Raw genomic sequence first — 24107 nt, forward strand, 5'->3', positions numbered from 1 at the left:
GCGCGCCGCAGCTGAGAGTGCGGCATAGGGTGCGCGGGTGCAGATTGTCAGCGTGGATGGGCGTGATCCTGAGGTTTTCCGGCGGTTCTTCGAGGTGCGGGACGCCGTACGGCGGGAGGAGCTCGAGTTTCCGGTGGGGCTCGGGCTCCAGGAGGCCCGGGTGCTCTTCACCGGTGATCACTCGGCCGAGCGGTCGGACGGGCTGGGGCTGGTCGACGGTGACACCTGGGCCGGGATCGCATGGCTCGACTGGTGGTTGCTCGACAACACCGACACCGTCGACGTGGAGCTCGCGGTGGTTCCGGCGTACCGGCGGCGTGGTGTCGCGACCCGGCTGCTGGACGCGGTGATCGAACGAGTCCGGGCCGACGGGCGGCGGGTGCTGTCCGGGATGAACTCTGCGGGTGATCCGGTGACGGGTGAGAGTGCTGGTACGGCGTTTGCCGCGGCGCGGGGGTTTGTCCGGAAGCACGCGGAGCTGCAGCAGGTGCTCGGGCTTCCGCTGCCTTCCGAGCAGTTGACGGCGTTGGACCGGCCGGTGCCGGGGTACGAGCTGGTGCAGTGGCGTGAGCACATGCCTGACGAGTGGCTGGAGCAGTTTGCCGTCCTGCTGACGGGGATGACGGAAGATGTGCCGACCGGCGACCGTGCGGTCGAGGCGACCCGGTGGACCCCTACGCTCATCCGCGAGGCCGAGGCCCGGCGCGTTGCCCAAGGCCGCTTCACCTACACGACGGCTGCCGTCCACACCGCGTCCGGCGCGCTGGCGGCGTACACCCAGATGGGCGGTACGCCGGAGACGCCGGACCGGCTGAGCCAGTACGACACCTACGTCCACCCAACTCACCGCGGCCGCCGCCTGGGTATCGCGGTCAAGGTCCCGAACCTCCGCGCCCTCCAGGCCGGTCTGGACCACACCGCCGTCCTCCACACCTTCAACGCCCCCGAAAACACCCCGATGATCGCCGTCAACGAAAAGCTCGGCTTCCGCCCCGCCGCCCAACGCACAACCTGGGAACGCACGCTCTGACTCCCGGGGGTTGGGACACCTGCTGGGGTGTTGATCGGCGCGATTGCCGCGACCCCGGACAGGTACCGGGGACCTCGGACACCGCACGGCCTGTCCGAGGCCCCCAGATGGTGTCCCAGGCCGCGCGGATCGCCACCGGTCCCACCCGCCACCGGTCCCACGCGCCGCTGCGATGAACCCGTCCAGCCGCTGCACCTGCCCCGCCCGTGTGCGGTCCGGCTGCGGACGGGGGCTGCCGAGGGTGCGGCCGGGGGCTGGGCGTGCCAGCGCGACAGGAGGTGTCCGCACCGGCCCTGGCCTGGCCGGCCGGAGCCAGGCGTGAATGCCTCCTCCGACCAGCACCCCTGGACCGACACCACCTGTCGAGCTGGCACACCCAGCCGACCTCGCCCACACATCCAGCAGAAGAGCCGGAATAACCTGTCGCAGCCCACCGCTGCCTGTCTCAACCTCCACGACAGCCCGTCCGTGCGGCCACCGTGTAGGTCGTTGTGGTCCTCTTGAGGATTCAAGCAAATCGTCAACGCTCACAGGGGTTTCGACGGATTTCACTGTCTGCGGTGCGAAGGGGTTGTGCGCGGGCGGTGAGGAGAGCAATGTTGACAGTGAGCAGTGACTTGGGGGCCGACTGCTCGGTGGGGGAAGGCGGGACGTACCGCCTTCGATCGAAAGGGCGGGCTGGGGGAAGAACCTCTTCGGTCCGGGACCGTGTGCGGTTCCGACCTGCTCGTGCGCCCCCGCTGGAAGGGGGAGAGATGCCGAGGAAGGCCAACGGGCGAGCGGACAAGCACCGCGATGACGACTACCGGATGCCGGGTGAGGTGCCGGCCGCCGAGCAGGTCGCCAACGGACAGCCCGCGGCGAACGGCATGCCGATGTCCGGAATGACCGGAGCACCGGCCTCGGGCGCCGCCGACATGAGCGGCGGCCAGCCCAGTGGAGCAGGAATGTCGGGCGGCGGCCAACCGGCCGGCGACGGCATGAGTGGCGGCGGCAAGGCCGGTGGTGCCGGCATGAGTGGCGGCGGCCAGGCCGGTGGTGCCGGTATGAGCGGCGCGGACGGGCGCACCGAGTACCCGACCCGGCGGCAGTGCGGTGTGATGGACGTGCACCGGCGGCTGCTGTCGACGTCACCGGAGTACGCCGCGGCCCGGTCGGCCATCGAGACCGCGACGATCGCCTACGTCTCCGGACCGGACCGTTTCAGCGGGATCGCCCGCATCCCGTGTGTCGTGCACGTGGTCTGGAACACCGCGGCCCAGAACATCTCGCAAGCCCAGATCGACAGCCAGATCGACGTCCTGAACCGCGACTACCGGGCCACCAACCCCGACACGAGCATCGTGCCGCCGGTCTTCAGCGGCCTGATCGCGGACACCCGGGTCGAGTTCTTCCTGGCGACCGAGGACCCGAACGGGAACCCGACCACCGGTGTCACCCGGACCCAGACCAGTACGGCCAGCTTCGGCACCGACGACAAGGTGAAGTCGTCGGCGACCGGCGGTATCGACCCGTGGCCGGCCGACCGGTACCTGAACCTCTGGGTGTGCCAGCTCGGCGGCGGCCTGCTCGGGTACGCCCAGTTCCCGGGCGGTCCGGCGAACACCGACGGCGTGGTCATCCTGCACAGCGGGTTCGGCACCAACGGTACGGCGGCGGCGCCGTTCGACCTGGGCCGGACCGCGACCCACGAGGTCGGCCACTACCTGAATCTGCTCCACCAATGGGGCGACGACGGTACGGGCTGCAGCGGCAGCGACGAGTGCGCCGACACCCCGAACCAGGCCGGCCCGAACTTCGGCGTACCGACGTTCCCGCACGTGACCTGCAGCAACGGGCCGAACGGCGACCTGTTCTACGACTACATGGACTACACCGACGACCGCGGCATGGTGATGTTCACCAACGACCAGGTGGCCCGGATGCAGGCCTGCCTGGACACCGTGCGCAAGAGTCTGCCGATCTTCGGCAGTGGCTCCAGTACGCCGGAACCGGCCGGCTCGGTGGTTGCGTGGGGCCCGAACCGGCTCGACGCGTTCGTCCTCGGCACCGACCTGGCGATGTATCACAAGTGGTGGAACGGATCGGCCTGGGGACCGTCCGTCGCCGGTTACGAGTACATGGGTGGTATCTGTATGAGTGCTCCTGAAGTCGCGTCCTGGGCGCCGAACCGGCTGGACGCCTTCGTCCTCGGCACCGATCACGCGCTGTACCACAAGTGGTGGGACGGCTCGAACTGGGGACCGAGCGTCACCGGGTACGAGTACCTCGGCGGCGTCTGCATGAGCCCGCCGCGGCTGGCCACCTGGGGCCCGAACCGGCTGGACGCCTTCGTCCTCGGCACCGACCGCGCGCTGTACCACAAGTGGTGGGACGGCTCGAACTGGGGACCGAGCGTCACCGGCTACGAGTACATGGGCGGCATCTGCATGAGCCCGCCCGAAGTCGTTGCCTGGGGCAAAGACAGGCTGGACGTCTTCGTGCTCGGCACCGACAACGCGGTCTACCACAAGTGGTGGGACGGGGCGAACTGGGGACCGTCGGTCACCGGCTACGAGTACCTCGGTGGCGTCTGCGCTTCGCCACCGCGGGTCGTCGCCTGGGGCCAGAACCGGCTCGACATGTTCGTCATCGGCACCGATTCCGCGCTGTACCACAAGTGGTGGGACGGCTCGGCCTGGTCGGGCTGGGAGTACATGGGCGGCGTGTGTACGACGGCGCCGACGATCGTCTCGTGGGGCTCGGACCGGCTGGATGTGTTCCTGCTCGGCACCGACTCCGCGCTGTACCACAAGTGGTGGGACGGCTCGAACTGGGGACCGTCGGTCACCGGCTACGAATACATGGGCGGTGTCTGCACCGACGAGCCACGCGTGGTCTCGTGGGACCAGAACCGGCTGGACGTCTTCGTCACCGGCACCGACAAGCAGCTCTGGCACAAGTGGTGGGACGGCTCGAACTGGGGACCGTCGGTCACCGGGTACGAACCGCTCGGCGGCGTCATCAGCGACTTCAGGGTGACCATCCCCGAGTCGATGCCGGCGACGACACCCGGCGGACAGGCGGTGGGAGTCTGAGCACCGAACCGGTCGGGCGGTGGACGCACTCGTTCGAGGAGGACCACGACGGGATCAGCGTCTATCGCCGCGACGACTTCGCCTTCCCGCCGGCCCGCGGCCGGCGGGGAGTGGAGTTAGGCCCCGACGGCACGCTGATCGAGTACGCGATCGGCCGTGGCGACGCCCCCGAAGCCCGCCCGGCCGGCCGCTGGGACGCCGGCGGCCGGCTGGACCGAGGCTCCGGGGGCACCGGCCAAATCGTCAAGTCCGAGCCCGACCGCCTAGAGATCAACTGGCAGAACTGACATGACTACAGCACCTGTGCGATATCTCGTCGTACCGACTGCCGATGTTGCCGATGGGGCGCAGTCGGCGCGGTTCGGCGACAAGACCATCCTCTGGGTCCCGGCCGACCAACATCTCGGCCGGGCCTCCCGGACCGCACCCGGCCTGCTGCTCGTCACGCAGGTGGGCCGGAGCTTCCAGGACGACTACCCCGATGTCACGCCGCTGCTCGACCGCGGCCGGCACCTGGTGATCTCGTCTGCCGACAAACCCCGCCGCCGGTCGAACCACTGCTGGCGGGTCGAACACCTCCGCGCCGGTACGACGATTGTCGACAATCCGATCGTCTCCGCGGCCCGGGCCGACCCGGCCGTCGCGTCGCTCGTCGGTGAGCTGTCGCCCGCGTCGTACCAGTCGGACCTGACCTGGCTGGCGAGTCTGCCGACCCGGCACTCGCTGAGTACGACGTTCACCCAGGCGATGGACTTCGCGGCGGACCGAATGGTTGCCCTCGGCTACACCGTGAGCCGGATGCCGATCACCGTGGGCGCGGGCCATTCGGCGAACCTGATCGGCGATCGGGCCGGGGTCGGTTCCACCCGTGGACTCGTGATCGTCACAGCCCACCTGGACTCGATCAACATCGCCGGCGGTCCGGCCGCGGCGGCCCCCGGCGCGGACGACAACGGGAGCGGCTCGGCCGGGGTGCTCGAGCTCGGCCGGCTGTTGTCGACGCGGTCGTGGCAGCACGACGTACGACTGATCCTCTTCGGTGGTGAGGAGGAGGGACTGTTCGGCAGCAAGCAGTACGTCGCCGCGCTGCCGCCGGCCGAGCGATCCCGCGTCCGGGCCGTGCTGAACATGGACATGATCGCGACCAGGAACACCGCGATGCCGGCCGTGTTGCTCGAAGGTGCGCCGGTGTCGTCGAGTCAGATGACGGCCCTGGCGACGGCGGCCGCGACGTACACCGGGCTGAAGGTGGAGACGTCGCTCAACCCGTTCGCCAGCGATCATGTGCCGTTCATCAACGCCGGGGTCCCGGCCGTGCTGACGATCGAAGGCGCGGACAGCGCGAACGGCCACATCCACTCGGCGAACGACACGCTGAACTTCATCGACTGGTCGCTGGCCGCCGAGATCCTCCGGATGAACATCGCCGCATTGGCCGGCTGGCTCGAACTGGCGGCCGCGGTTCGGCCCAGACCAGCCGGCTCAGTGGTCTCCTGGGGCCCGGACCGGCTCGACGTCTTCGCGGTCGGCATGGACTCGGCCCTGTACCACAAGGCCTTCGACGGCACCTGGCACGACTACGAGTCCCTAGGAGGTGTTGTCCTAAGCTGACATGTGTGTGGAGTCCGAATGCGCGTGACCTTGGTGGCCTTCCGACCCGGTACGGCGTACTGACACGTGAGTGGACGCTGTTCCGCTCGGAATCGCTCGACGACATGGAGGATCGGAGCGCTTTCGATGCCGTGGGCGCCGGCTGGTTCTGGATCTGCGCTCCGATGGGGAGATCAGGCAACCACATCTGCTCGACGGCTCCACGTCGTACCAGCGCATTCCGTGGATCGATCCGGTCGCCGATGCGGCCCGCGACGCGTCCGCCGAGGCGGCCATCGCGGACATCTACCGCGGCAGCCTCACGCGCAACAAGGAGCACATCGCACGGGCCTTCCGGGCCGTTGCGGACGCACCGGCAGACCGGCCGGTCGTAGTGCATTGCCGCGCGGGCAAGGACCGCACCGGCCTGATGATCGCCATCCTGCTCAACTTGGTCGGTGTGCCGCGGGCCGTCATCGCCGAGGACTACGCGCTCAGTGAAGCCCGGCTCGGCCTGCAGTACGGCCCGGAGATCTCCCGCTCCCGGCCGGAGACCATCCTCGCCTCGCTCGACCACCTCGATCGCGAGTACGGCGGCGTCCGCGGGTATCTGACCTGGTGCGGGCTGACCCAGACCGAGATCCACCGGCTCGCGACCCGCCTGGTGCCGGTCGACGTTCGGGCTGTGGTGTTCGACTTCGACGGGCTGCTGATGGACACCGAGACGACGATGGTGGAGAGCTGGCGGGCCGAGTGGGCGCATCACGGGCTCGAGCTGGAGCTCGAGGAGTTCTGGCCGGGACACGGCGGTGACATCACCGAGGATCGGTACGCCGTCCTGGCGGCCGCGGTCGGCTCCGGCTTCGATCGCGCCGCGAGCCACGCCCGCCGCACCGCCCACCGGAACGCGATGCACCAGGACCTCGACTTCCGGCCCGGGATCCGCGAGTGGGTGATGACGGCGCGGGACCTGGGTCTGAAGGTCGCGATCGCGAGCAGCTCACCGCGTCCGTGGGTGCAGGGTCATCTGGAGCGTATGGACGCGGTCGAGCTCTTCGACCTGCTCGTCACCGGGGACGAGGTCGAGACCCACAAACCCGATCCGGCGATCTATCAGCTCGCCTTGCGTCGTCTCGGCGTACCGGGTGACGAGGCGATCGCGGTCGAGGACACCGCGCACGGCGTCGCGGCGGCGCAGGCGGCCGGGATGGTGGCGGTCGCGATCCCCAATCCGTTCGTGGATGCGGGCGCCGTCGCGGCGGCTGACCTGGTTCTGAGCAGCGCTGACGAGGTCTTGCTCAGCGAGCTGCTTCTTTCAGTGGGACCGAAAGGGTCGACCACGGTAACCGAGTGACCTATTCTGCTGACCCTCTGTAAATTTCCAACCGGAGGGACATGCGGATGCGGAAGCTTGTTGGGGCTGTGGCGGCCACGGCGGCGGTTGCGGCCGGGATGGTGACGGGGACGCCGGCCCAGGCGTCGACCGCGGGGACGCAGGCCTGTGACCTGGTGACGGCGCAGTCCGTCGGGTACAGCGCGCTGATGCTGTACGTCGGCGTCGGGCTGGAGGGCTGTTCGAACAGCGTCACCGAGGTCCGGGTCGAGCTGCAGAAGGGCCCGAGCGCCACCGGCCCGTTCACCACGGTCGCCGAGACGAACGCGTACTCGGGTGGCGGCGCCTGGTTCGACGAAGGCACCGGCTGCGGCTACTACGTCGGCGTAGCCCACTGGCAAGACCAGACCGAGACGACGCCAACTCCGGCGTACCACTGCAACTGACCCCGAGGAGAACGTTTCAGGGGTCAACCCCTTACCTGGTGGGTTCGGCCGCCAAAATCCGAGGAGCCAACCCACCGCCTCAGGGGTTGACCCCTGAAACGTCGCGGCAACGGGTCAGACCACGGACAGGGGCAGGAGCTTCTTACCGGTGGGGCCGATCTGGATCTCGGTGCCCATCTGCGGGCAGACGCCGCAGTCGAAGCACGGGGTCCAGCGGCAGTCCTCGACCTCGATCGCGCCGTCCTCCTCGAGCGAGTCCTGCCAGTCCTCCCACAGCCAGTCGCGGTCCAGGCCCGAGTCCAGGTGGTCCCACGGCAGGACTTCGGCGTACTCGCGCTCTCGCGTGGTGTACCAGGACAGGTCGACCGGCTCGTCGGCCAGCGCCTTCTCGGCGGACTCGACCCAGCGCTCGTAGGAGAAGTGCTCGCTCCAGCCGTCGAACCGGCCGCCGTCGCGCCAGACCGCCTCGATGATCCGGCCGACTCGGCGGTCGCCGCGGGACAGCAGGCCCTCGATGATGCCGGGCTTGCCGTCGTGGTACCGGAAGCCGATCGCCTTCGCGTACCTCCGGTCCGACCGGATCGCCGCGCCCAGCTTGGCCAGCCGGGCGTCGGTCTCCTCGACGCCGAGCTGCGAGGCCCACTGGAACGGCGTGTGCGGCTTCGGTACGAACCCACCGATCGACACGGTGCAGCGGATGTCGTTGCGGCCGGAGACCTCCCGGCCGGTGGCGATCACCCGCTTGGCCAGGTCGGCGATCGCCAGTACGTCCTCGTCGGTCTCGGTCGGCAGGCCACACATGAAGTACAGCTTCACCTGCCGCCAGCCGTGGCTGTACGCCGCCGCGACCGTGCGGATCAGGTCCTCCTCGCTGACCATCTTGTTGATCACCTTGCGCATCCGGTCCGACCCGCCCTCGGGCGCGAAGGTCAGGCCGCTGCGCCGGCCGTTGCGGGAGAACTCGTTGGCCAGCGTGATGTTGAACGCGTCGACCCTTGTCGAAGGCAACGACAAGGAGACGTTACTGCCCTCGTAGCGGTCCCCCAGGCCCTTGGCCACTTCGGCGATCTCGCTGTGGTCGGCCGAGGACAGGCTGAGCAGGCCGACCTCCTCGAACCCGGACTGCTTCAGCCCGTTCTCGACCATGTCGCCGATCGTCGTGATGCTGCGCTCGCGCACCGGCCGGGTGATCATGCCGGCCTGGCAGAACCGGCAGCCGCGGGTGCAGCCGCGGAAGATCTCCACCGAGTACCGCTCGTGCACGGTCTCGGCCAGCGGGACCAGCGGCTTCTTCGGGTACGGCCACGCGTCGAGATCCATCACCGTGTGCTTGGCCGTCCGCCACGGCACGCCGGTCCGGTTCGGCGCGACCCGCTTGATCCGGCCGTCGGTCAGATACTCGACCGTGAAGAACTTCGGGATGTAGACGCCACCGGACGCGGCCAGCCGCATCAGCACCTCGTCGCGTCCGCCCGGACTGCCCTCGTCCTTCCACTCCCGGATCACGTCCGAGATGGCCAGCACGATCTCCTCGCCGTCACCGAGCACGGCGGCGTCGATGAAGTCGGCGATCGGCTCGGGGTTGAACGCGGCGTGTCCGCCCGCCAGCACGATCGGGTCCTCGTCGGTCCGGTCGACGGCGTACAGCGGGATCCCGGCCAGGTCGAGCGCGGTCAGCATGTTCGTGTAGCCGAGCTCGGTCGAGAACGACAGTCCGAAGACGTCGAACGCCCGGACCGGCCGGTGGCTGTCCAGCGTGAACTGCGGGATCTTGTGGTCCCGCATCACCTTCTCCATGTCCGGCCAGACGGAGTACGTCCGCTCGGCCAGGATGTGGTCGCGCTCGTTGAGCACCTCGTAGAGGATCTGGACGCCCTGGTTCGGTAGGCCGACCTCGTACGCGTCCGGGTACATCAGCGCCCAGCGCACGCTGACCGCGTCCCAGTCCTTGCTGACCGAGTTCAGCTCACCTCCGACGTACTGGATCGGCTTCTGCACACTAGGCAGCAACGCCTCCAGGCGCGGGAACAGCGATTCGACAGTCATCGGGCACTTCCGGTCGAGGAGCAGAGCGCCTACCAGACTAACGCCGCCCCTCCCGTACGCCGGAATCGCGCGCTCAGCCGAGGTGCGTGAGCAGCAGCGGGTTGATGACGACCGGGTGGGAGTAGGTGACGAGGTGGGCGGCGTTCTCGATGATCTCGAGGTGGGCCCCGGGGATCTGCGTGGCGAGGGGTACGACGGTCTCCGGCGGGATGGACGTGTCGGAGTCGGTCGTGATGAGGAGGACCGGAGCCGTGATGTCGGCCAGGCCCGGCAGGAGGTTGGTCGACCCCAGTGCCTCGCAGCAGGCGGCGTACCCTTCGTCGGGAGTGTCGAGCAGCATCTGGCGCGCGGGGGCGAGGTCGCCGAACTCGGGCAGGAACCACCGCCCCAGCGTCGCGTCGGTGATCGACTCCGTCCCCTCGGCCCGGACCTGCGCCGCACGATCGGTCCACATCTGCGCGTCCGCGGCCGGGTTCGCCGGCGGGCACAACAGCACGAACCGGTGGAACCGCTCGGGCGCGTTCTGCGCGAGCCACAGCCCCACCGCGCCGCCCAGCGAGATCCCGACGTACGACGCCTGCTCGACCTCGAGGCTGTCGAGCAACTCGATCACGTCGCCACCGAGATCGTCGATCGTGTACGGCCCGGCCGGCACCTCGGACTTGCCGTGCCCGCGGTGGTCGAACGCCACCACCCGGAAACGCTGTGACAGGACGTCGAGCTGCGGCGCCCACATCGCGTTCGTCGCCCCGAGTGACGATCCCAGCAGGACCACGGGTACGTCGGCGGGGCCTGTCGCCTCGTAGTTGAGTCGCATACCCCCACCTTACGGAGGATGGACCGATTCCTTTCCGCGTGCGGACCGGTCGATACACGCAAACCGTTCACGGAAAGGCTGTCATGACCAGCTTCAGTGTGTTCCTGCCCTCCGGATTCGCCGGCGAGCTCGCCGGCCTCGACCCCGCCGACGCGTTCCGCCGCATCACCGCGGTGGCCCAGGCCGCCGACGAGCTCGGGTTCCACGCCGTCTACGTCCCCGACCACCTGCATCCGATCCCGCCTTCGCAGGCACCGCTGTTCGAGGCCTGGACGATGATCACCGCGCTTGCGGCAGTGACCGACCGGATCCGGCTCGGCCCGTTGGTGACCTCGAACAGCTACCGCAACCCCGCGCTGCAGGCGAAGATCGCATCCACGATCGATATCGTCAGCAACGGACGGGTGATCTTCGGGATCGGCGCCGGCTGGTACGAGCCGGACTACCTCGGCTACGGGTACGAGTTCGGCTCGGCCGGCGACCGGTTGCGCCGATTGGACGAGGCGGTGCAGTTGATCCGCCGGTTCTGGACCGAGGAGTCGGTCGACTTCGAGGGCAGGTACTACCGCGCCTCCGGCGGACTCAATCAGCCGAAGGGGATCCAGCAACCGCATATCCCGGTCCTGGTCGCGGGCGCCGGCGAGCAGAAGACCCTACGGACCGTGGCACGCTGGGCCGACGCGTCGAACATCATCGACTCCCCGAAGGTCCTGCGGCATAAGTACGACGTACTGCGCAAACACTGCGCCGACGTCGGACGCCCGTACGACGACATCCGCCGTACCGCGACGACGTCGTACATCCTGGGCGCCTCGGACGCGGAGGCCCGGGCGAGAGTTCCGGCCGGAGCCGAGTTCGCGTTCCCCGGCGATCTCGCCTCGTACGGCCTCATCGGCACCGAGTCGACGATCCGGGAACGGATCGCCGCCTACGAGGACGCCGGTGTCCACGAACTCGTCGTGGGCTTCGAGCACGGCTTGGACGTCGACGAACTGCGGCGCTTCGCCGACCTCTTCCTCTGACTCGGCCGAGGCCGCTAGCGATAGAGAGGCAGCGCGCCCGTGAGGGAGTCGACGACCGGGCGCGCTCCGTACAGGGCGACGCCGAGGTACTCGATGTCTTCGGGTTTGGTGCCGCTGAGAGTGGTGGACATCTGGTCGTAGGTGCGGGCGTGCTGGGCGATCTGGTGCATGTCGTGCACGGTGACGCCGTCGCGCGCGGCTGCCTGGGTGCGGAGGTCGTGGAGTTGCTCGGCGGAGGCCCGCAGTACGGGGATCGGGTGGGCGCACATCCCGGCGTGCGGTTCGCCGGAGGCGTCCGCGGTGTGCGAGCCGACCACGTCGTCGTGGTGGTGGCCGAGGCCGACCCCGAGCAGGGCGGCGGTGTTGAGGGCGACGCCGACCGGCGCCTCGGCCGCGATCACCACGACCATCTTGTTCGTCAGCACGGCGGCAAAGCTAGCCTGCCGCACGGGCATCCGCTCGTGGATCCGAACATCGTTCGGCAGATCTGGGAAACTTCCCCACATGGACGAACTTGATACGGCGCTGCTGCGGATGCTGCAGAACGACGCCCGCCGGACCAACCGCGACATGGCGGCCGAGCTCGGGATCGCGCCGTCGACCTGTCTGGAGCGGATCCGAGGCCTGCGCGACCGCGGCGTGATCAGCGGGTACCACGCGGAGGTTGATCTGACCGCGATCGACCGATCCACCCAGGCGATCATCTCGATCAAGCTCCGCCCGCAGGCGATGGCCGTCGCCGTCGCGTTCCAGGACTACGTCAACGAGCTGCCCGAGACGCTGGCGATGTTCATGGTGTCCGGTGCGTCCGACTTCCTCGCCCATGTCGCGGTCAAGGACACCCAGGCACTGCGCGATCTCGTCCTCGCGCTGGCCAAACGCCAGGAGATCGCCGACATCCGCAGCTCGGTGGTCTTCGAACATCACCGCCGTACGACGATCATGCCGCTGCCCGACCGGTGACAGCTTGTCCGGGTGAGAGACGGCGTGGTGGCGGTCAGGCGGCCTTGAGGACCTGTTGGGCCTTGGTGACGGCGGCTTCGGTGGCGGCGTCCAGTTCACCTTGGCCGGCCAGGACGCCGACCGAGACGACGACGTCGTTGACGCCGGTGGTGGCGGCCGTGTACTCGAGACCCCGCTTCGGGCCGCTGGTGCCGGTCAGGCGGAACGCGAACGGGCCGGTGCCGAACTGGGGCGCGCTGATCTTCTCGACCTTCATCGACGTACTGCCCTCGCCCTCGGTCTTGAGCGTGACCTTCGAGCAGGAGTCCACGGCATCCTCGTAGGTCCCCTGAAGGTCGGCGACCGTGTCCGCGGTGCCCATCGAGTCCAGTCCGAAGTCGATGTACGGGCCTTCCTGGCTGCCGGAGAACGACCGGGTCACGCTGGCCTTCGACCCTGGGGCCTTGGTGGCGTTCAGGTATTTGATCAGGGTCTTGCAGCGGCTGCTCGGCGACGAGAACGGTTTCGTGTTGTCGTCCGGCTCGTCCTTCTCCTGCGTGAATCCGGCCGGGAGATCGCTCAGCACGAGCAAGGCCTTGGTGAGCTCGGCAGCCGTCCGGGTGACCGACTCGCCGGGCGTACCGCTCGGTGCCGACTGGGTCACGCTCGGTGCCGGTGTCGTCCCGGCCGGAGTCGAGGCAGCCGATCCGCTCTTCTTGTCAGCTCCACCGCAGGCGGTGAGGGACAGGGCGAGGGCGGCAGCCAGAGCGAGCGGGAACGACACAAACCTGGTCATGGGGCCTCTCGGACTGGACTGAGGAGCGCAGGGAGCGAAGCGACTGGAGCGACGAGGGAAGGCCGGGAACCAAGGCCCCATGACCGCGCCGGCGCCGAAGGCCCGGCCATCAGCAGAGTCGGGCAGGCAGCAGGGTATCTGACGTGTCAGGTCTGTCTGGGGAGGCTGGTCAGAAGCGGTGTGAGCGGAGGTGGATGTTCTGCAACAGGCCGACGGCCAGCAGGCAGGCGAACATCGACGAACCGCCGTACGAGACGAATGGCAGCGGCAGGCCGGTGACCGGCATGATCCCGAGCGTCATCCCGATGTTCTCGAACGCCTGGAACGCGAACCAGCAGACGATCCCGGTCGCCACCAGCCGGCCGAACGCGTCCCGCGCGTTGATCGCGATCCGCAGCCCGCGGAACAGGATCACCGCGAACAGCACGATGATCGCGCCGGCGCCGATCAGCCCGAGCTCCTCCCCTGCCACCGTGAAGACGAAGTCCGTGTGCTGCTCGGGGACGAACGCGTTCTGCGTCTGGCTGCCGTGGAACAGCCCCTGGCCGAAGACCCCGCCGTTGCCGATCGCGATCCGGGCCTGGTTCACGTTGTACCCGATCCCCTGCGGGTCCGAGGACGGGTTCGCGAACGCGATGAACCGGGACAGCTGGTACTGCTTCAGCACCTGCAGCTTGATCGCGATCGCCGCGACCACCACACCCGCGGTGAGCAGGCCGAGCATCCATCGCTTCGGTACGCCGGACACCGCGACGATCCCGAACACGATCGAGCCGAGCACCATCACCGTGCCGAGGTCGGGCTGCAGCATCACCAGCACCACCGGTACGGCCGCGACCGCGATCGCCTGCGCGACGTCGATCGTCCGAGCGGTCTCGTTGCGGTCGGTCTCGCCCTTCTCCGCGATCAGCAGCGCCATCCCGACGATCACCGCCAGCTTGGCGAACTCGCTCGGCTGGATCGACATCCACGGCAACTGGATCCACGACCGCGATCCGTTGATCACCGCACCCACCCCGGGCACCAGGACCAGGATCAGCCCGACGACTGAGGCGGCGTACAGGACCGGGGCGAGGATGCGGACGCGGCGGTGGTCGGTGATCGCGGCACCGATCGCGAGCATCAGGCCGATGGCGAAGTTCATCGCGTGCCGGACCAGGAAGGCGTACTGGTTCCCGTCGGTGAGCGACGTGCGGGCATGCGTCGCGGACCAGATCAGCATCGCGCCGATGAACGACAGCGCGACAACGCCGAACACCAGGACCCAGTCCACCTGCCACACGGTCGACCGGCGGTCCATCCGCGGCCGGGTCCGGATCGGGTTCAGCAGCGCCATCTCAGGCCCTCACTGCTTCGGCTTGGTCTGGCCGGCGGGCGGCACCGGCTTGATGTTGTACAGGGTCTCGTAGATCTTGCGGACCGCGTCACCGCCGGCGCCCGAACCGGTGCCGGCCTGGCTGATCATCATCACCACGGCATAGCGATCCGTGTACGACGCCAGCCACGAGGTGGTCTGCTTGCCGTAGACCTCCGCCGTCCCGGTCTTGGCCCGGACCGGCACCTGGTCGACCGGGAAGCCGATGAACTTCCACGCCGCCGTACCGGTCTTGACCGTCTCCTGCAGCGCGCGGTCGATATAGCTCAGCGTGCTCTTGGGGACCGGCAGCTTCGTCTTCACCGTCGGCTTGATCTCGTGCGACTTGCCGTTCGCGCCGATCCAGGACTGGACCACGCGCGGCTCGTACACGGTGCCGCCGTTCGAGAGGGCCGCGTAGACCGTCGCGAGCTGGAGCGGGGTGACCGTCGTGTCGCCCTGGCCGATGGCGAAGTTCACCGCATCACCGGCGCGGTACTTGTAGCCGTCGACACAGAACTCGCGGGAGAACTGCTTCAGGAACGCCGATGTCCCGGCCGGCGGTTTGCTCGCCAGCTTGCAGTAGTAGTCCTTCTGCGCGTCGTAGTAGGTCTTCTTCCACTTCCGGTCCGCGATCCGGCCGCTCACCTCGCCGGGCAGGTCGATCCCGGTCGGCGTGCCGAGGCCGAACTTCTGCGCCATCTCGACCAGCGGGTCGTGCGTGCTGATGTCGCTGGAGTTGCCGCCCTCCTTGAGCCAGAGCGCGTAGGCGATCCGGTAGAAGAACGTGTCGCACGACAGCGCGAGCGCCTGGTCGAACCCGATCATCCCGTACGACGCGGATTCGTAGTTCTTGAAGCGGCGGTTGCCGACCTCGAAGTACGGCGAGCAGTCGAGCCGGGTCTTCGGGCCGAACCCGGCACCCATCGCGGCCGAGGTGGTGATCGGCTTGAACGTCGACCCCGGGGCGAGCTGGGCCTGCAGTGCGCGGGAGACCAGCGGCGTGCCCGACTTGGATGAGTACAGCGCGTCCAGTTCGCGCTGGCTGATGCCGCCGACCCAGACGCCCGGGTCGTAGCTCGGGTAGCTCGCCATCGAGACGATCCGTCCGGTCTTGGTGTCCATCACGACCGCGGCACCGGAGTCGGCGACGTACTTCTTCTTGGTGATCGGGTCGTACTGCTTCCGCGCGGTCATGATCGCGTTCTTCAACTGGGTCTCGACGGACGCCTGGATCCGCGCGTCGATCGTGGTCACCAAGGTCGCGCCCGGCACCGGAGCGGTCTGCTTCTGGATGCCGGTGGTGTACCCGACCGCGTCGACGATGACGTCCTTCACGCCCGGCGTCCCGCGGAGCAACTGGTCGTACGTGCGCTCGACACCGGCCCGGCCGACGAGGTCCGAGCGGTGCGGGACCGAGTCCTGACCGGCCTTGTCCAGGCCCTCGAGCTCTTCGGTCGTGATCGGCGACAGATAGCCGAGGATGTGGGCCGCGTTCACGTGGTACGGCGCCGGGTACGCGCGCAGCGTCTGCGATTCGGCAGCGATCCCGGGGAAGTCCTCGCGGCGTTCCATCACCTCGATCGCGATCTGCTCGCTGACGTCCTTCGCCACCGGGATCGGCTGGTACGGCGTCCCGTTCCAGCAGGCGGGTGGTTTCGAGGCGCCGGGCTCGCCGCAGAGCATCGTGCGCGCCTTGAGGTCCTTCGGCTTCTGCCCGAGCACCTTCGCCAGGCGCGTCAGTACGACGTTCTGCTGGCTGTCGCGGAGTTTTGCGAGCACCGAGCGGTCGACGGTAATGACCAGCGACACCCGGTTGCCGACCAGCGTCCGGCCCTGCGAGTCCACGATCGTGCCGCGCGGCGCGGGCACCAGCACCTGGCGGGTGTGGTTCTGCGTCGCCGCCTGGCTGTAGTCCGCGTTGGACATCACCTGCATGTACCAGAGCCGCCCGAACAGCGTGCACAGCAAGGAGAAAACCAGCACCCCGATCACGAACAACCGCAGCCGTGCTTTGAGCGGAGCTTCAAACCCGTCCCAACTCATGGCACCACTCGTCTGCTGCGTTCGCGCGCTGGAACCACGCGACCCAGGACCCACATGACGAGCGGGATCACCACGATCGCGCCGACTACGTCGTACCCGGCGGCGATGCCGAGGCGGACGCCGAACTCGCCCCAGACGACGGACGGGTCGTGCAGCAGCGAACCCGTGGCCGAGTACAGGAACAGGGAGACCGCGGTGCCGAGTACGACGGTCAGCGCGACGGCGAGCGGCCCTACCGGACCGGTGGAGGTCTCACGACGGATCAGGCCCGCGACGTACCCCGCGATCGCGAGGGACAACGCCCAGCGCCCCGCCGTGTGATCGGCCGGTGGTACGACGTCCAGCAGCAGACCCCCGGCGAAGCCGGCGATCGCTCCCCACTCCGGCCCACGTGACAGCGCCAGCGCGATCACCACGATCAGCGTGAGGTCGCAGATCACTCCGGCGACCGCGATGTTGGACAGCACCGAGGTCTGCACGGTCACGGCCAGCATCAGGAACAGGGCGGCCAACCCGATACGTACTGCGATCACGTCAGTTCCCCTTTCCTGCCGGAGGTTTCAGTTGGGTGCGCGGTGTCCGGGCCGGTGGTCCGGTCACCACGCCGACCGTGTCGATCCGGGTCGGATCGACGTACGGCTTGATCGTCGCGGTGGACCCGAGTGAGCCCTCGTTCGGCGTGACGGAGGTGACGACACCGATCGGGACCCCCGGCACGTACGGCGCGTTGCCGCTGGAGCCCCAGGTGACGATCCGGTCGCCGACCTTGGGCCGCGCCTTCAGGTCGACCAGCTTGTAGTCGAGGGTGCCCGCCACCTCGCCCCGGCCGGAGACGAAGCCGAGCGCCATCGTCGCGTTCAGCCGGCCGCCCACGGTCGAGTTGCGGTCGCCGATCAGCAGCACGGTCGCGGTCCCCTGGGTGGTCCGCACCACCCGGCCGACCAGACCGGTCCCGTTCAGCACGGTCATGTCGACGTGCACGCCGTCCGCCGTACCGGCGTCGATCGTGACCGTGTGGTTGAAGCTCTGGGCGCTGCCGATCCCGATCACCCGGGCCGGCGTCATCGCGTACGCCGGCGCGAGCTTGAGCAGTTGGTCCAGCTCCGTGGCCCGGTTGCGGGCGTAGTCGGAGGTGTTCAGCTCCTGCGTGAGGCTCTCGTTGTCCTTCTTCAGTTTTTCGTTCTCTGCTTTCAACCTATCCATTTCCGCGAACCTGTCGCGGAGGTTGTCCACAGGCTGCCGGGCCGAGCTGGCGGTCGATTCGAGCGGGCCGAAGACCCCGGCCGCGGCCTCGCGCAGCGGCTCCACCGGCGAACCGGCCGAGCGCCGGGCGTCCAGCACGATCAACGTGAGACAGGCCAGCACGACCAGGACCAGCACGGTCCGGCGGCGCCGGATCCCGCGCGGCGTGCCGGCCGAGCGGAGGGGGGCACCGGCCGAGCGGAATGCGCTCCGGGCCGGTGTACCGAGGTCTTTGAGCATCGGTGGAACCTCAGCGCCGGTTGTCAGTTACCAGAATGCGGTTCAGGGTCTCGATGTTGTCGACGCACTTGCCGGCCCCCAGAACGACGGCGTCCAGCGGGTTCTCGGCGACGTGGATCGGGATGCCGGTCTCGTGCCGCAGCCGCTCGTCCATACCCTTCAGGAGCGCGCCGCCGCCGGTCAGCACGATGCCGCGGTCGACGATGTCGCCGGCCAGCTCCGGCGGGGTCTTGTCCAGGGTGGCCTTGACCGCGTCGACGATCGCGGTGATCGGCTCCTCGATCGCCTGCCGGATGTTCGACGACGAGACCTTCACGGTCCGCGGCAGGCCGGACACCATGTCCCGGCCGCGGATCTCGCTGTCCGGCCCGTCGGTGGTCGGGAACGCCGACCCGATCGTCATCTTGATCTGCTCGGAGGTCGCCTCGCCGAGCATCAGCGAGTACTCCTTCTTGCAGTAGTTCACGACTGCCTTGTCGATGGCGTCGCCGGCCACCCGGATCGACTGACTGGTGACGATGCCGCCGAACGAGATGACCGCGACCTCCGTCGTACCGCCGCCGATGTCGACCACCATGTTGCCGGTGGCGTCGCGGACCTCGAGGTTGGAGCCGAGCGCGGCGGCCATCGGCTCCTCGATGATGTAGACCTTGCGGGCCCCGGCCATGTATCCGGCGTCGCGGACCGCGCGCTGTTCGACCGCGGTGATCCCGGACGGCACGCAGACCACGATCCGCGGCTTGGCGAAGTACCGGCGCCGGTGCACCCGCTGGATGAAGTAGCGCAGCATCTGCTCGGCGGCGTCGAAGTCGGCGATCACGCCGTCCTTCAGCGGGCGGATCGCGGTGATGTTGCCGGGCGTCCGGCCGATCATCTTCTTCGCCTCGTGCCCGAACGCGACCGCCTCGCGCGGCTCGTCGGTCCGGGTGGCCACCACCGAGGGCTCGTTCAGTACGACGCCCCGACCGCGGACGTAGACGAGTGTGTTCGCCGTCCCGAGATCGACCGCCATGTCGCGGCCGAGCATGCTGTTCGCCACCGCGGCACCTCCCACTCGGTCCCCGATCAGGCTAAGCGCCGCCCGCGCCCAGCCCATGGACCGACACGACCCGTCCGCCCAGGCACGTATCGTATCCGTTTCTTCACCAGCAGTCCCCAGCGGGCCGCGGACCCCTTAGATCATGGGAGGTCGGGAAACCAGATCTTGATCTCTCGGGCGGCCGATTCCTCGGAGTCGGAGCCGTGCACGAGGTTCTCGCGGTTGGACAGCGAGAGGTCGCCGCGGATGGTGCCGGGGGCGGCCTTGCGGCCGTCGGTGGCGCCGTTCAGCGCGCGAACCACCTCGATCGCCTCGTCTCCTTCGAGGACCAGAGCGACCAGCGGGCCGCTGATGACGAAGTCGCGCAGCGGCGGGTAGAACGCCTTCTCGACGTGCTCGGCGTAGTGCTGGTCGGCCAGCTCAGCGTCGATCGTGCGCTGGTCCATCGCGACGATCCGGAGCCCCTTGGCCTCGAACCGGCCCAGCACCTCGCCCACCAGGCCACGGCGGACCGTGTCGGGCTTCAGCAGGACCAGGGTGCGCTGCGACATCTGTCAACTCTTTCTCGAAGTAGGTCGGGGCGCCGAGCCTAACCGCTCTGTGCTTCCTGTGCCTTCTTGGCTTCCTCGATGCGGCGGCCGAGGACGATGGCGGCCACCCAGAAGCCCGCAAAGGCGAGCCCGAGCACGAACATCACCGGTACGACGAAGCCGAGGCCGACCGCGCCGACCTGGACCACCGACCCGAGGATGTAGCCCAGCTGGAAGCGCAGCAGACCGGCGGCGATGATCGCCAGTACGGCGAGCCCGATGCAGACCGGCACCGCCACTCCGGGCCGGACGTCGGCGACCGAGATCATCACCGGTGTGACCAGGGCGAGCAGCAACGCCTCGAAACCGAGCACGATCGAGGCGAGCGACCTCATTGCTCGGCCTGCTTCGGCTTGCGGACCAGCAGGGTGCGCGCTTCGCCGGCGGTGATGACGGATCCGGTGATCAGTACGCCGCCGGTCCCCATGGCGATCGCGTTCTCCTCGGCCAGCCGGATCGCGTCGTCGATCGCGTCGATCAGATGCGGCCGGACCAGCACCCGGTCCTCACCGAAGATCTCCATCGCCAGCTCTCCCAGCTCCTCGGCCGGCATCGAGCGTTCGACGAAGCTGTTCCGGGTGCACACGACCGTCTCCATGATCGGCTCGAACGCCTCCAGAACGCCGTACACGTCCTTGTCCTTCATGCAGCCGAGGACGCCGATCAGCGGCTGGAACGCGAACGCCTCGGAGACCGTGGCCGCGGTCGCCTCGGCGCCGTGCGGGTTGTGCGCGGCGTCGACGATGATCGTCGGGCTGGTCCGGACGACCTCCATCCGGCCCGGGCTGGTGACCTGGGCGAAGCCGGCCTGGAGCAGTTCGGTGGTGACGCGGCCTTCAGCCTGCGGGCCGGCGCCCAGCAAGGCTTCGACGGCAGCGACCGCGGTAGCGGCATTGTGCGCCTGGTACTCACCGTGCAGGGGGACGTAGATCTCGTCGTACTCTCCGCCCAGGCCTTTGATGTCGATCAGCTGGCCGCCGACCGCGACCGAGCGGCCGGTGACCCCGAACTCGATCCCTTCGCGGGCGACCTGCGAACCGACCTCGGCGGCTTTGGCCAGCAGCACCTCGAAGACGTCCAGGCTCTGCTGCGACATCACCGTCGTACCGCCGGGCTTGATGATGCCGGCCTTGTCCCGGGCGATGGTGACCGGATCCGCGCCGAGGATGTGCGCGTGGTCGACCGCGACCGGGGTGATCACCGAGACGGTCCCGTCGGCGACGTTGGTGGAGTCCCAGGTGCCGCCGAGGCCGACCTCGATGACGGCCACGTCGACCGGGGCGTCCGCGAAGACGGCGAACGCCATCGCGGTCATCACCTCGAAGAACGACAGCGGATGCTCCTGCTCGGCGTCGACCACGTCCAGGTACGGCGCGATCTCGGCGTACGCGTCGACGAAGAGTTGCTCGCTGATCGGTTCGCCGTCCAGGGTGATCCGCTCCCGGACCGACTGCAGGTGCGGGCTGGTGAACCGGCCGGTGCGCAGGCCCGCCTCGCGGAGCAGGGTGTCGATCATCCGCGCGGTCGAGGTCTTGCCGTTGGTCCCGGTCAGATGCACCACGGGGTAGGCCTTCTGCGGGTCGCCGAGCAGCTCGACCAGCCGTTGGATCCGGTCCAGCGTGGGCTCGATCTTGTGCTCCGGCCATCTTTGCTGGAGCCGTGCCGACACGTCGGCGTAGGAAAGGTCGCTCATCAGAACACCGAGTCTAGTGAGCGCTGTGGATAACCGGTCGGAAGCACCCCTTGACAACCACTACGATTGTGCGCATGAGCCTGACGTCCCGCGTTCCAGACAAGCCCAGCCTCGAAGGTCTCGAGGAGAAGTGGGCTGCCGTATGGAAGGAGCAGCAGACCTACGCCTTCGACCGCACCGCCGAGCGCGCCGATGTGTACTCCATCGATACGCCCCCGCCGACGGTCTCCGGGTCGCTGCACGTCGGCCACATCTTCAGCTACACCCACACCGATCTGGTCGCCCGCTTCCAGCGGATGCGCGGCAAGAAGGTCTTCTACCCGATCGGCTGGGACGACAACGGCCTGCCCACCGAGCGCCGGGTCCAGAACTACTACGGCGTCCGGTGCGACCCCTCGCTGCCATACGACCCCGACTTCACCCCGCCGGCGAAGCCGGACCCGAAGCGGCAGCTGCCGATCTCCCGGCAGAACTTCGTCGACCTGTGCGGCGAGCTGACCCACATCGACGAGCAGGCCTTCGAGGCGATGTGGCGGCAGGTCGGCCTGAGCGTCGACTGGTCGTACCTCTACACCACGATCTCCGAGGACTCCCGGCGTACGTCGCAGCGGGCCTTCCTGCGCAACTTCGCCCGCGGCGAGGCGTATCTGGCCGAGGCGCCGACGATGTGGGACGTCACGTTCCAGACCGCGGTCGCCCAGGCCGAGCTCGAGGCCAGGGAGTACGCCGGTGCTTACCACCGGATCGCGTTCCACGGCGCCGAGGGGCCGATCTACATCGAGACGACTCGGCCCGAGCTGATCCCGGCCTGTGTCGCGCTGATCGCGCACCCGGACGACGACCGCTACAAGCACCTGTTCGGCACGACGGTCCGGACGCCGCTCTTCGGCGTCGAGGTCCCGGTCCTGGCCCACGAGGCCGCCGAGATGGACAAGGGCGCCGGCATCGCGATGTGCTGCACGTTCGGTGACCTCACCGACGTCCAGTGGTGGCGCGAGCTCCAGCTCCCGGTCCGCACGGTCATCGGCCGTGACGGCCGGCTGCTGCGCGAGACCCCGCCGTGGCTGGAGGGCTCCGAGCTGTACGCCGAACTCGCGGGAAAGACCGTGTTCAGCGCGCGCGAGCTGATCGTCGCCAAGCTGCGCGAGAGCGGTGACCTGGACGGCGAGCCGACGCCGACCAAGCGGATGACGAACTTCTACGAGAACGGCGACAAGCCGCTCGAGATCGTCTCGACCCGCCAGTGGTACATCACCAACGGCGGCCGGGACCCCCATCTCAAGCAGGAGTTCATCGACCGGGGCAACGAGCTGGCCTGGGTCCCGGAGCACATGCGGCACCGCTACCTGAACTGGGTCGAGGGGCTGAACGGCGACTGGCTGGTCTCCCGGCAGCGCTTCTTCGGCGTCCCGTTCCCGGTCTGGTATCCGCTGGATCAGGACGGCGAGCCGGACTACGACCACCCGCTGCTGCCGAGCGAGGCCGAGCTGCCGATCGACCCGACCTCGCAGGCCCCGCGCGGGTACGACGAGGCCCTGCGCGGCAAGCCGGGTGGCTTCGAGGCCGACCCCGATGTGATGGACACCTGGGCGACCTCGTCGCTCACCCCGCACATCGTCTGCGGCTGGGAGCGGGACAACGACCTGTTCGCCCGCACCTTCCCGATGGACCTGAACACGCACGCCCACGAGATCATCCGCACCTGGCTGTTCTCCCGGATCGTCCGCGCCCACTTCGAGAACGGCTCGCTGCCGTGGGCACGCTCGATGATCTCCGGCTTCGTCGTCGACCCGGACCGCAAGAAGATGTCCAAGTCGAAGGGCAACGCGATCGTCCCGTCGGAGATCCTGGAGAAGTTCGGCTCGGACGCGGTCCGCTGGCGGGCCGCGATGGCCCGGCCGGGGCTGGACTCGCCGTTCGACGAGTCGCAGATGAAGGTCGGACGCCGGCTGGCGATCAAGGTCCTGAACGCGTCGAAGTTCGTCCTCGGGTTCGGGGCGACGCCGGTGGACCCCAACATTGTCGACACAGCCGCCGTCACCGAGCCGGTGGACCTGGCGATGCTGCAGCGCCTGCGGTCGGTGGTCGCCGACGCGACGGCCGCCTTCGAGCGCTACGACTACACCGGCGCGCTCGAGGTGAGCGAGCGGTTCTTCTGGACCTTCTGCGACGACTACGTCGAGCTGGTGAAGGAGCGCGCGTACGGCGGTCAGGGTGAGGCGGCCGCGGCGTCGGCGAAGGCGGCACTGGCCGTTGCGTTGTCGGTTCAGTTGCGGCTGCTCGCGCCGTACCTGCCGTTCGCGACCGAAGAGGTGTGGTCGTGGTGGCAGGAAGGCTCGATCCACGTGGCTTCGTGGCCGACGCCGGACGCCGACCTCGCGGTCGCCGATCAGGAGCCCGAGGTCCTGGATGCGGTCTCCGAGGTGCTCGCGGGGATCCGCGGCGCCAAGTCGGAGGCGCAGGTCTCGATGAAGACCGAGGTCAGCAAGGTCGAGGTCACCGGGCCTGCCGCCCGGCTGACGCTGGCCGAGCGGGCCGAGCCCGACCTGCGGGCGGCCGGCCGGATCACCGGCGAGATCATCTGGCACCCGGACGGCACCGACGCGATCAAGGTCGTCGCCGCCCTCTGAGCGCCCCCGTTTTCACCCGGTGCCCGCCCCCCTCCGGGGAGGCGGGCATCGGCCGTTCGGCGCCACGAGAGATGCTGGACTAGACCCCTGCTCCCGAGGAGCCAGGGCCGAAGACCGCGAACCGAACGACTACGCTACGGAGCGGATTGTCTCGATGTGGAACCATCGGGTCCG

General features: G+C 68.7%; 21 protein-coding genes and 1 pseudogene. 10 read left to right on the forward strand and 12 right to left on the reverse strand.

What is annotated here, in order from left to right; all coding sequences use genetic code 11:
* Window positions 1-37: 37 nt before the first annotated feature.
* From ACXC9Q_RS31820 to ACXC9Q_RS31850, 7 genes and pseudogenes are all read left to right on the forward strand, one after another.
* Entirely contained in the window at window positions 38-1030 is a 993-nt protein-coding gene (locus ACXC9Q_RS31820) for a GNAT family N-acetyltransferase (protein WP_457060355.1), read from the forward strand.
* Between the two features lie 755 nt (window positions 1031-1785).
* On the forward strand, window positions 1786-4107 hold the full coding sequence (locus ACXC9Q_RS31825; protein ID WP_457060357.1) for a M43 family zinc metalloprotease: 2322 nt from the start codon (window positions 1786-1788) through the stop codon (window positions 4105-4107).
* 110 nt (window positions 4108-4217) lie between these two features.
* Window positions 4218-4394 carry a hypothetical protein gene (locus ACXC9Q_RS31830; protein WP_457060359.1) on the forward strand — a complete coding sequence of 59 codons (177 nt, stop codon included), beginning with the start codon at window positions 4218-4220 and terminating at the stop codon, window positions 4392-4394.
* Window position 4395: 1 nt separating this feature from the next.
* Window positions 4396-5718, forward strand: coding sequence for a M20/M25/M40 family metallo-hydrolase (locus ACXC9Q_RS31835; protein WP_457060360.1), 1323 nt, complete (start codon window positions 4396-4398; stop codon window positions 5716-5718).
* Between the two features lie 5 nt (window positions 5719-5723).
* Window positions 5724-5786 (forward strand): annotated as a pseudogene (locus ACXC9Q_RS31840) (hypothetical protein); the annotation flags it as partial.
* Window positions 5787-5788: 2 nt separating this feature from the next.
* The gene (locus ACXC9Q_RS31845; RefSeq protein ID WP_457060361.1) at window positions 5789-7051 is read left to right on the forward strand and encodes an HAD-IA family hydrolase; all 1263 of its coding nucleotides are present in this window, start codon (window positions 5789-5791) and stop codon (window positions 7049-7051) included.
* Between the two features lie 47 nt (window positions 7052-7098).
* Window positions 7099-7476, forward strand: coding sequence for a hypothetical protein (locus ACXC9Q_RS31850; protein ID WP_457060362.1), 378 nt, complete (start codon window positions 7099-7101; stop codon window positions 7474-7476).
* A gap of 114 nt (window positions 7477-7590) precedes the next feature.
* On the opposite strand, the gene ACXC9Q_RS31855 is transcribed toward ACXC9Q_RS31850, so the two are convergent.
* Both ACXC9Q_RS31855 and ACXC9Q_RS31860 read right to left on the reverse strand, forming a co-directional pair.
* Complete coding sequence (locus ACXC9Q_RS31855; protein ID WP_457060363.1) at window positions 7591-9522, reverse strand: TIGR03960 family B12-binding radical SAM protein; 1932 nt, start codon at window positions 9520-9522, stop codon at window positions 7591-7593.
* Window positions 9523-9595: 73 nt separating this feature from the next.
* Window positions 9596-10339, reverse strand: a complete 744-nt coding sequence (locus tag ACXC9Q_RS31860) for an alpha/beta fold hydrolase (protein WP_457060364.1) — start codon at window positions 10337-10339, stop codon at window positions 9596-9598.
* A gap of 83 nt (window positions 10340-10422) precedes the next feature.
* On the opposite strand from ACXC9Q_RS31860, the gene ACXC9Q_RS31865 reads away from it, so the two are divergent.
* Window positions 10423-11361, forward strand: coding sequence for an LLM class F420-dependent oxidoreductase (locus tag ACXC9Q_RS31865; protein WP_457060366.1), 939 nt, complete (start codon window positions 10423-10425; stop codon window positions 11359-11361).
* A gap of 14 nt (window positions 11362-11375) precedes the next feature.
* On the opposite strand, the gene ACXC9Q_RS31870 is transcribed toward ACXC9Q_RS31865, so the two are convergent.
* The gene (locus ACXC9Q_RS31870; RefSeq protein WP_457060367.1) at window positions 11376-11786 is read right to left on the reverse strand and encodes a DUF2000 domain-containing protein; all 411 of its coding nucleotides are present in this window, start codon (window positions 11784-11786) and stop codon (window positions 11376-11378) included.
* Window positions 11787-11865: 79 nt separating this feature from the next.
* On the opposite strand from ACXC9Q_RS31870, the gene ACXC9Q_RS31875 reads away from it, so the two are divergent.
* Window positions 11866-12324, forward strand: a complete 459-nt coding sequence (locus tag ACXC9Q_RS31875; protein ID WP_328522462.1) for an Lrp/AsnC family transcriptional regulator — start codon at window positions 11866-11868, stop codon at window positions 12322-12324.
* Window positions 12325-12358: 34 nt separating this feature from the next.
* Here ACXC9Q_RS31875 and ACXC9Q_RS31880 read toward each other — a convergent pair whose 3' ends face one another.
* The 9 genes from ACXC9Q_RS31880 to ACXC9Q_RS31920 form a co-directional block, all read right to left on the reverse strand.
* Complete coding sequence (locus ACXC9Q_RS31880; RefSeq protein ID WP_457060369.1) at window positions 12359-13099, reverse strand: hypothetical protein; 741 nt, start codon at window positions 13097-13099, stop codon at window positions 12359-12361.
* Between the two features lie 169 nt (window positions 13100-13268).
* A complete protein-coding gene (rodA, locus tag ACXC9Q_RS31885) occupies window positions 13269-14435 on the reverse strand; it encodes a rod shape-determining protein RodA (RefSeq protein WP_457060371.1) in 1167 nt (388 codons plus the stop codon).
* A 9-nt stretch (window positions 14436-14444) separates the two neighbouring features.
* The gene (gene mrdA, locus ACXC9Q_RS31890; RefSeq protein ID WP_457060373.1) at window positions 14445-16499 is read right to left on the reverse strand and encodes a penicillin-binding protein 2; all 2055 of its coding nucleotides are present in this window, start codon (window positions 16497-16499) and stop codon (window positions 14445-14447) included.
* Window positions 16496-17032 (reverse strand): rod shape-determining protein MreD, encoded by a 537-nt coding sequence (gene mreD, locus ACXC9Q_RS31895; protein WP_457060374.1) that lies wholly within the window; start codon window positions 17030-17032, stop codon window positions 16496-16498. The genes mrdA and mreD overlap by 4 nt, the downstream gene beginning before the upstream one ends.
* 1 nt (window position 17033) lies before the next feature.
* The gene (gene mreC, locus ACXC9Q_RS31900; protein WP_457060376.1) at window positions 17034-17981 is read right to left on the reverse strand and encodes a rod shape-determining protein MreC; all 948 of its coding nucleotides are present in this window, start codon (window positions 17979-17981) and stop codon (window positions 17034-17036) included.
* Between the two features lie 10 nt (window positions 17982-17991).
* Entirely contained in the window at window positions 17992-19020 is a 1029-nt protein-coding gene (gene mreB, locus ACXC9Q_RS31905; RefSeq protein WP_442914065.1) for a rod shape-determining protein MreB, read from the reverse strand.
* A gap of 140 nt (window positions 19021-19160) precedes the next feature.
* Entirely contained in the window at window positions 19161-19571 is a 411-nt protein-coding gene (ndk, locus tag ACXC9Q_RS31910; protein ID WP_457060378.1) for a nucleoside-diphosphate kinase, read from the reverse strand.
* A gap of 38 nt (window positions 19572-19609) precedes the next feature.
* A complete protein-coding gene (locus ACXC9Q_RS31915) occupies window positions 19610-19945 on the reverse strand; it encodes a DUF4233 domain-containing protein (protein WP_329475160.1) in 336 nt (111 codons plus the stop codon).
* Window positions 19942-21303: a bifunctional folylpolyglutamate synthase/dihydrofolate synthase gene (locus ACXC9Q_RS31920; RefSeq protein WP_457060380.1), complete on the reverse strand. Its 1362-nt coding sequence runs from the start codon at window positions 21301-21303 to the stop codon at window positions 19942-19944. Before ACXC9Q_RS31920 ends, ACXC9Q_RS31915 begins: the two co-directional genes overlap by 4 nt.
* A 74-nt stretch (window positions 21304-21377) precedes the next feature.
* Between ACXC9Q_RS31920 and valS the strand changes: the two genes are divergently transcribed.
* Window positions 21378-23933, forward strand: a complete 2556-nt coding sequence (valS, locus tag ACXC9Q_RS31925) for a valine--tRNA ligase (protein WP_457060381.1) — start codon at window positions 21378-21380, stop codon at window positions 23931-23933.
* Window positions 23934-24107: the final 174 nt, after the last annotated feature.

The sequence above is a fragment of the Kribbella sp. CWNU-51 genome (genome assembly GCF_054073265.1).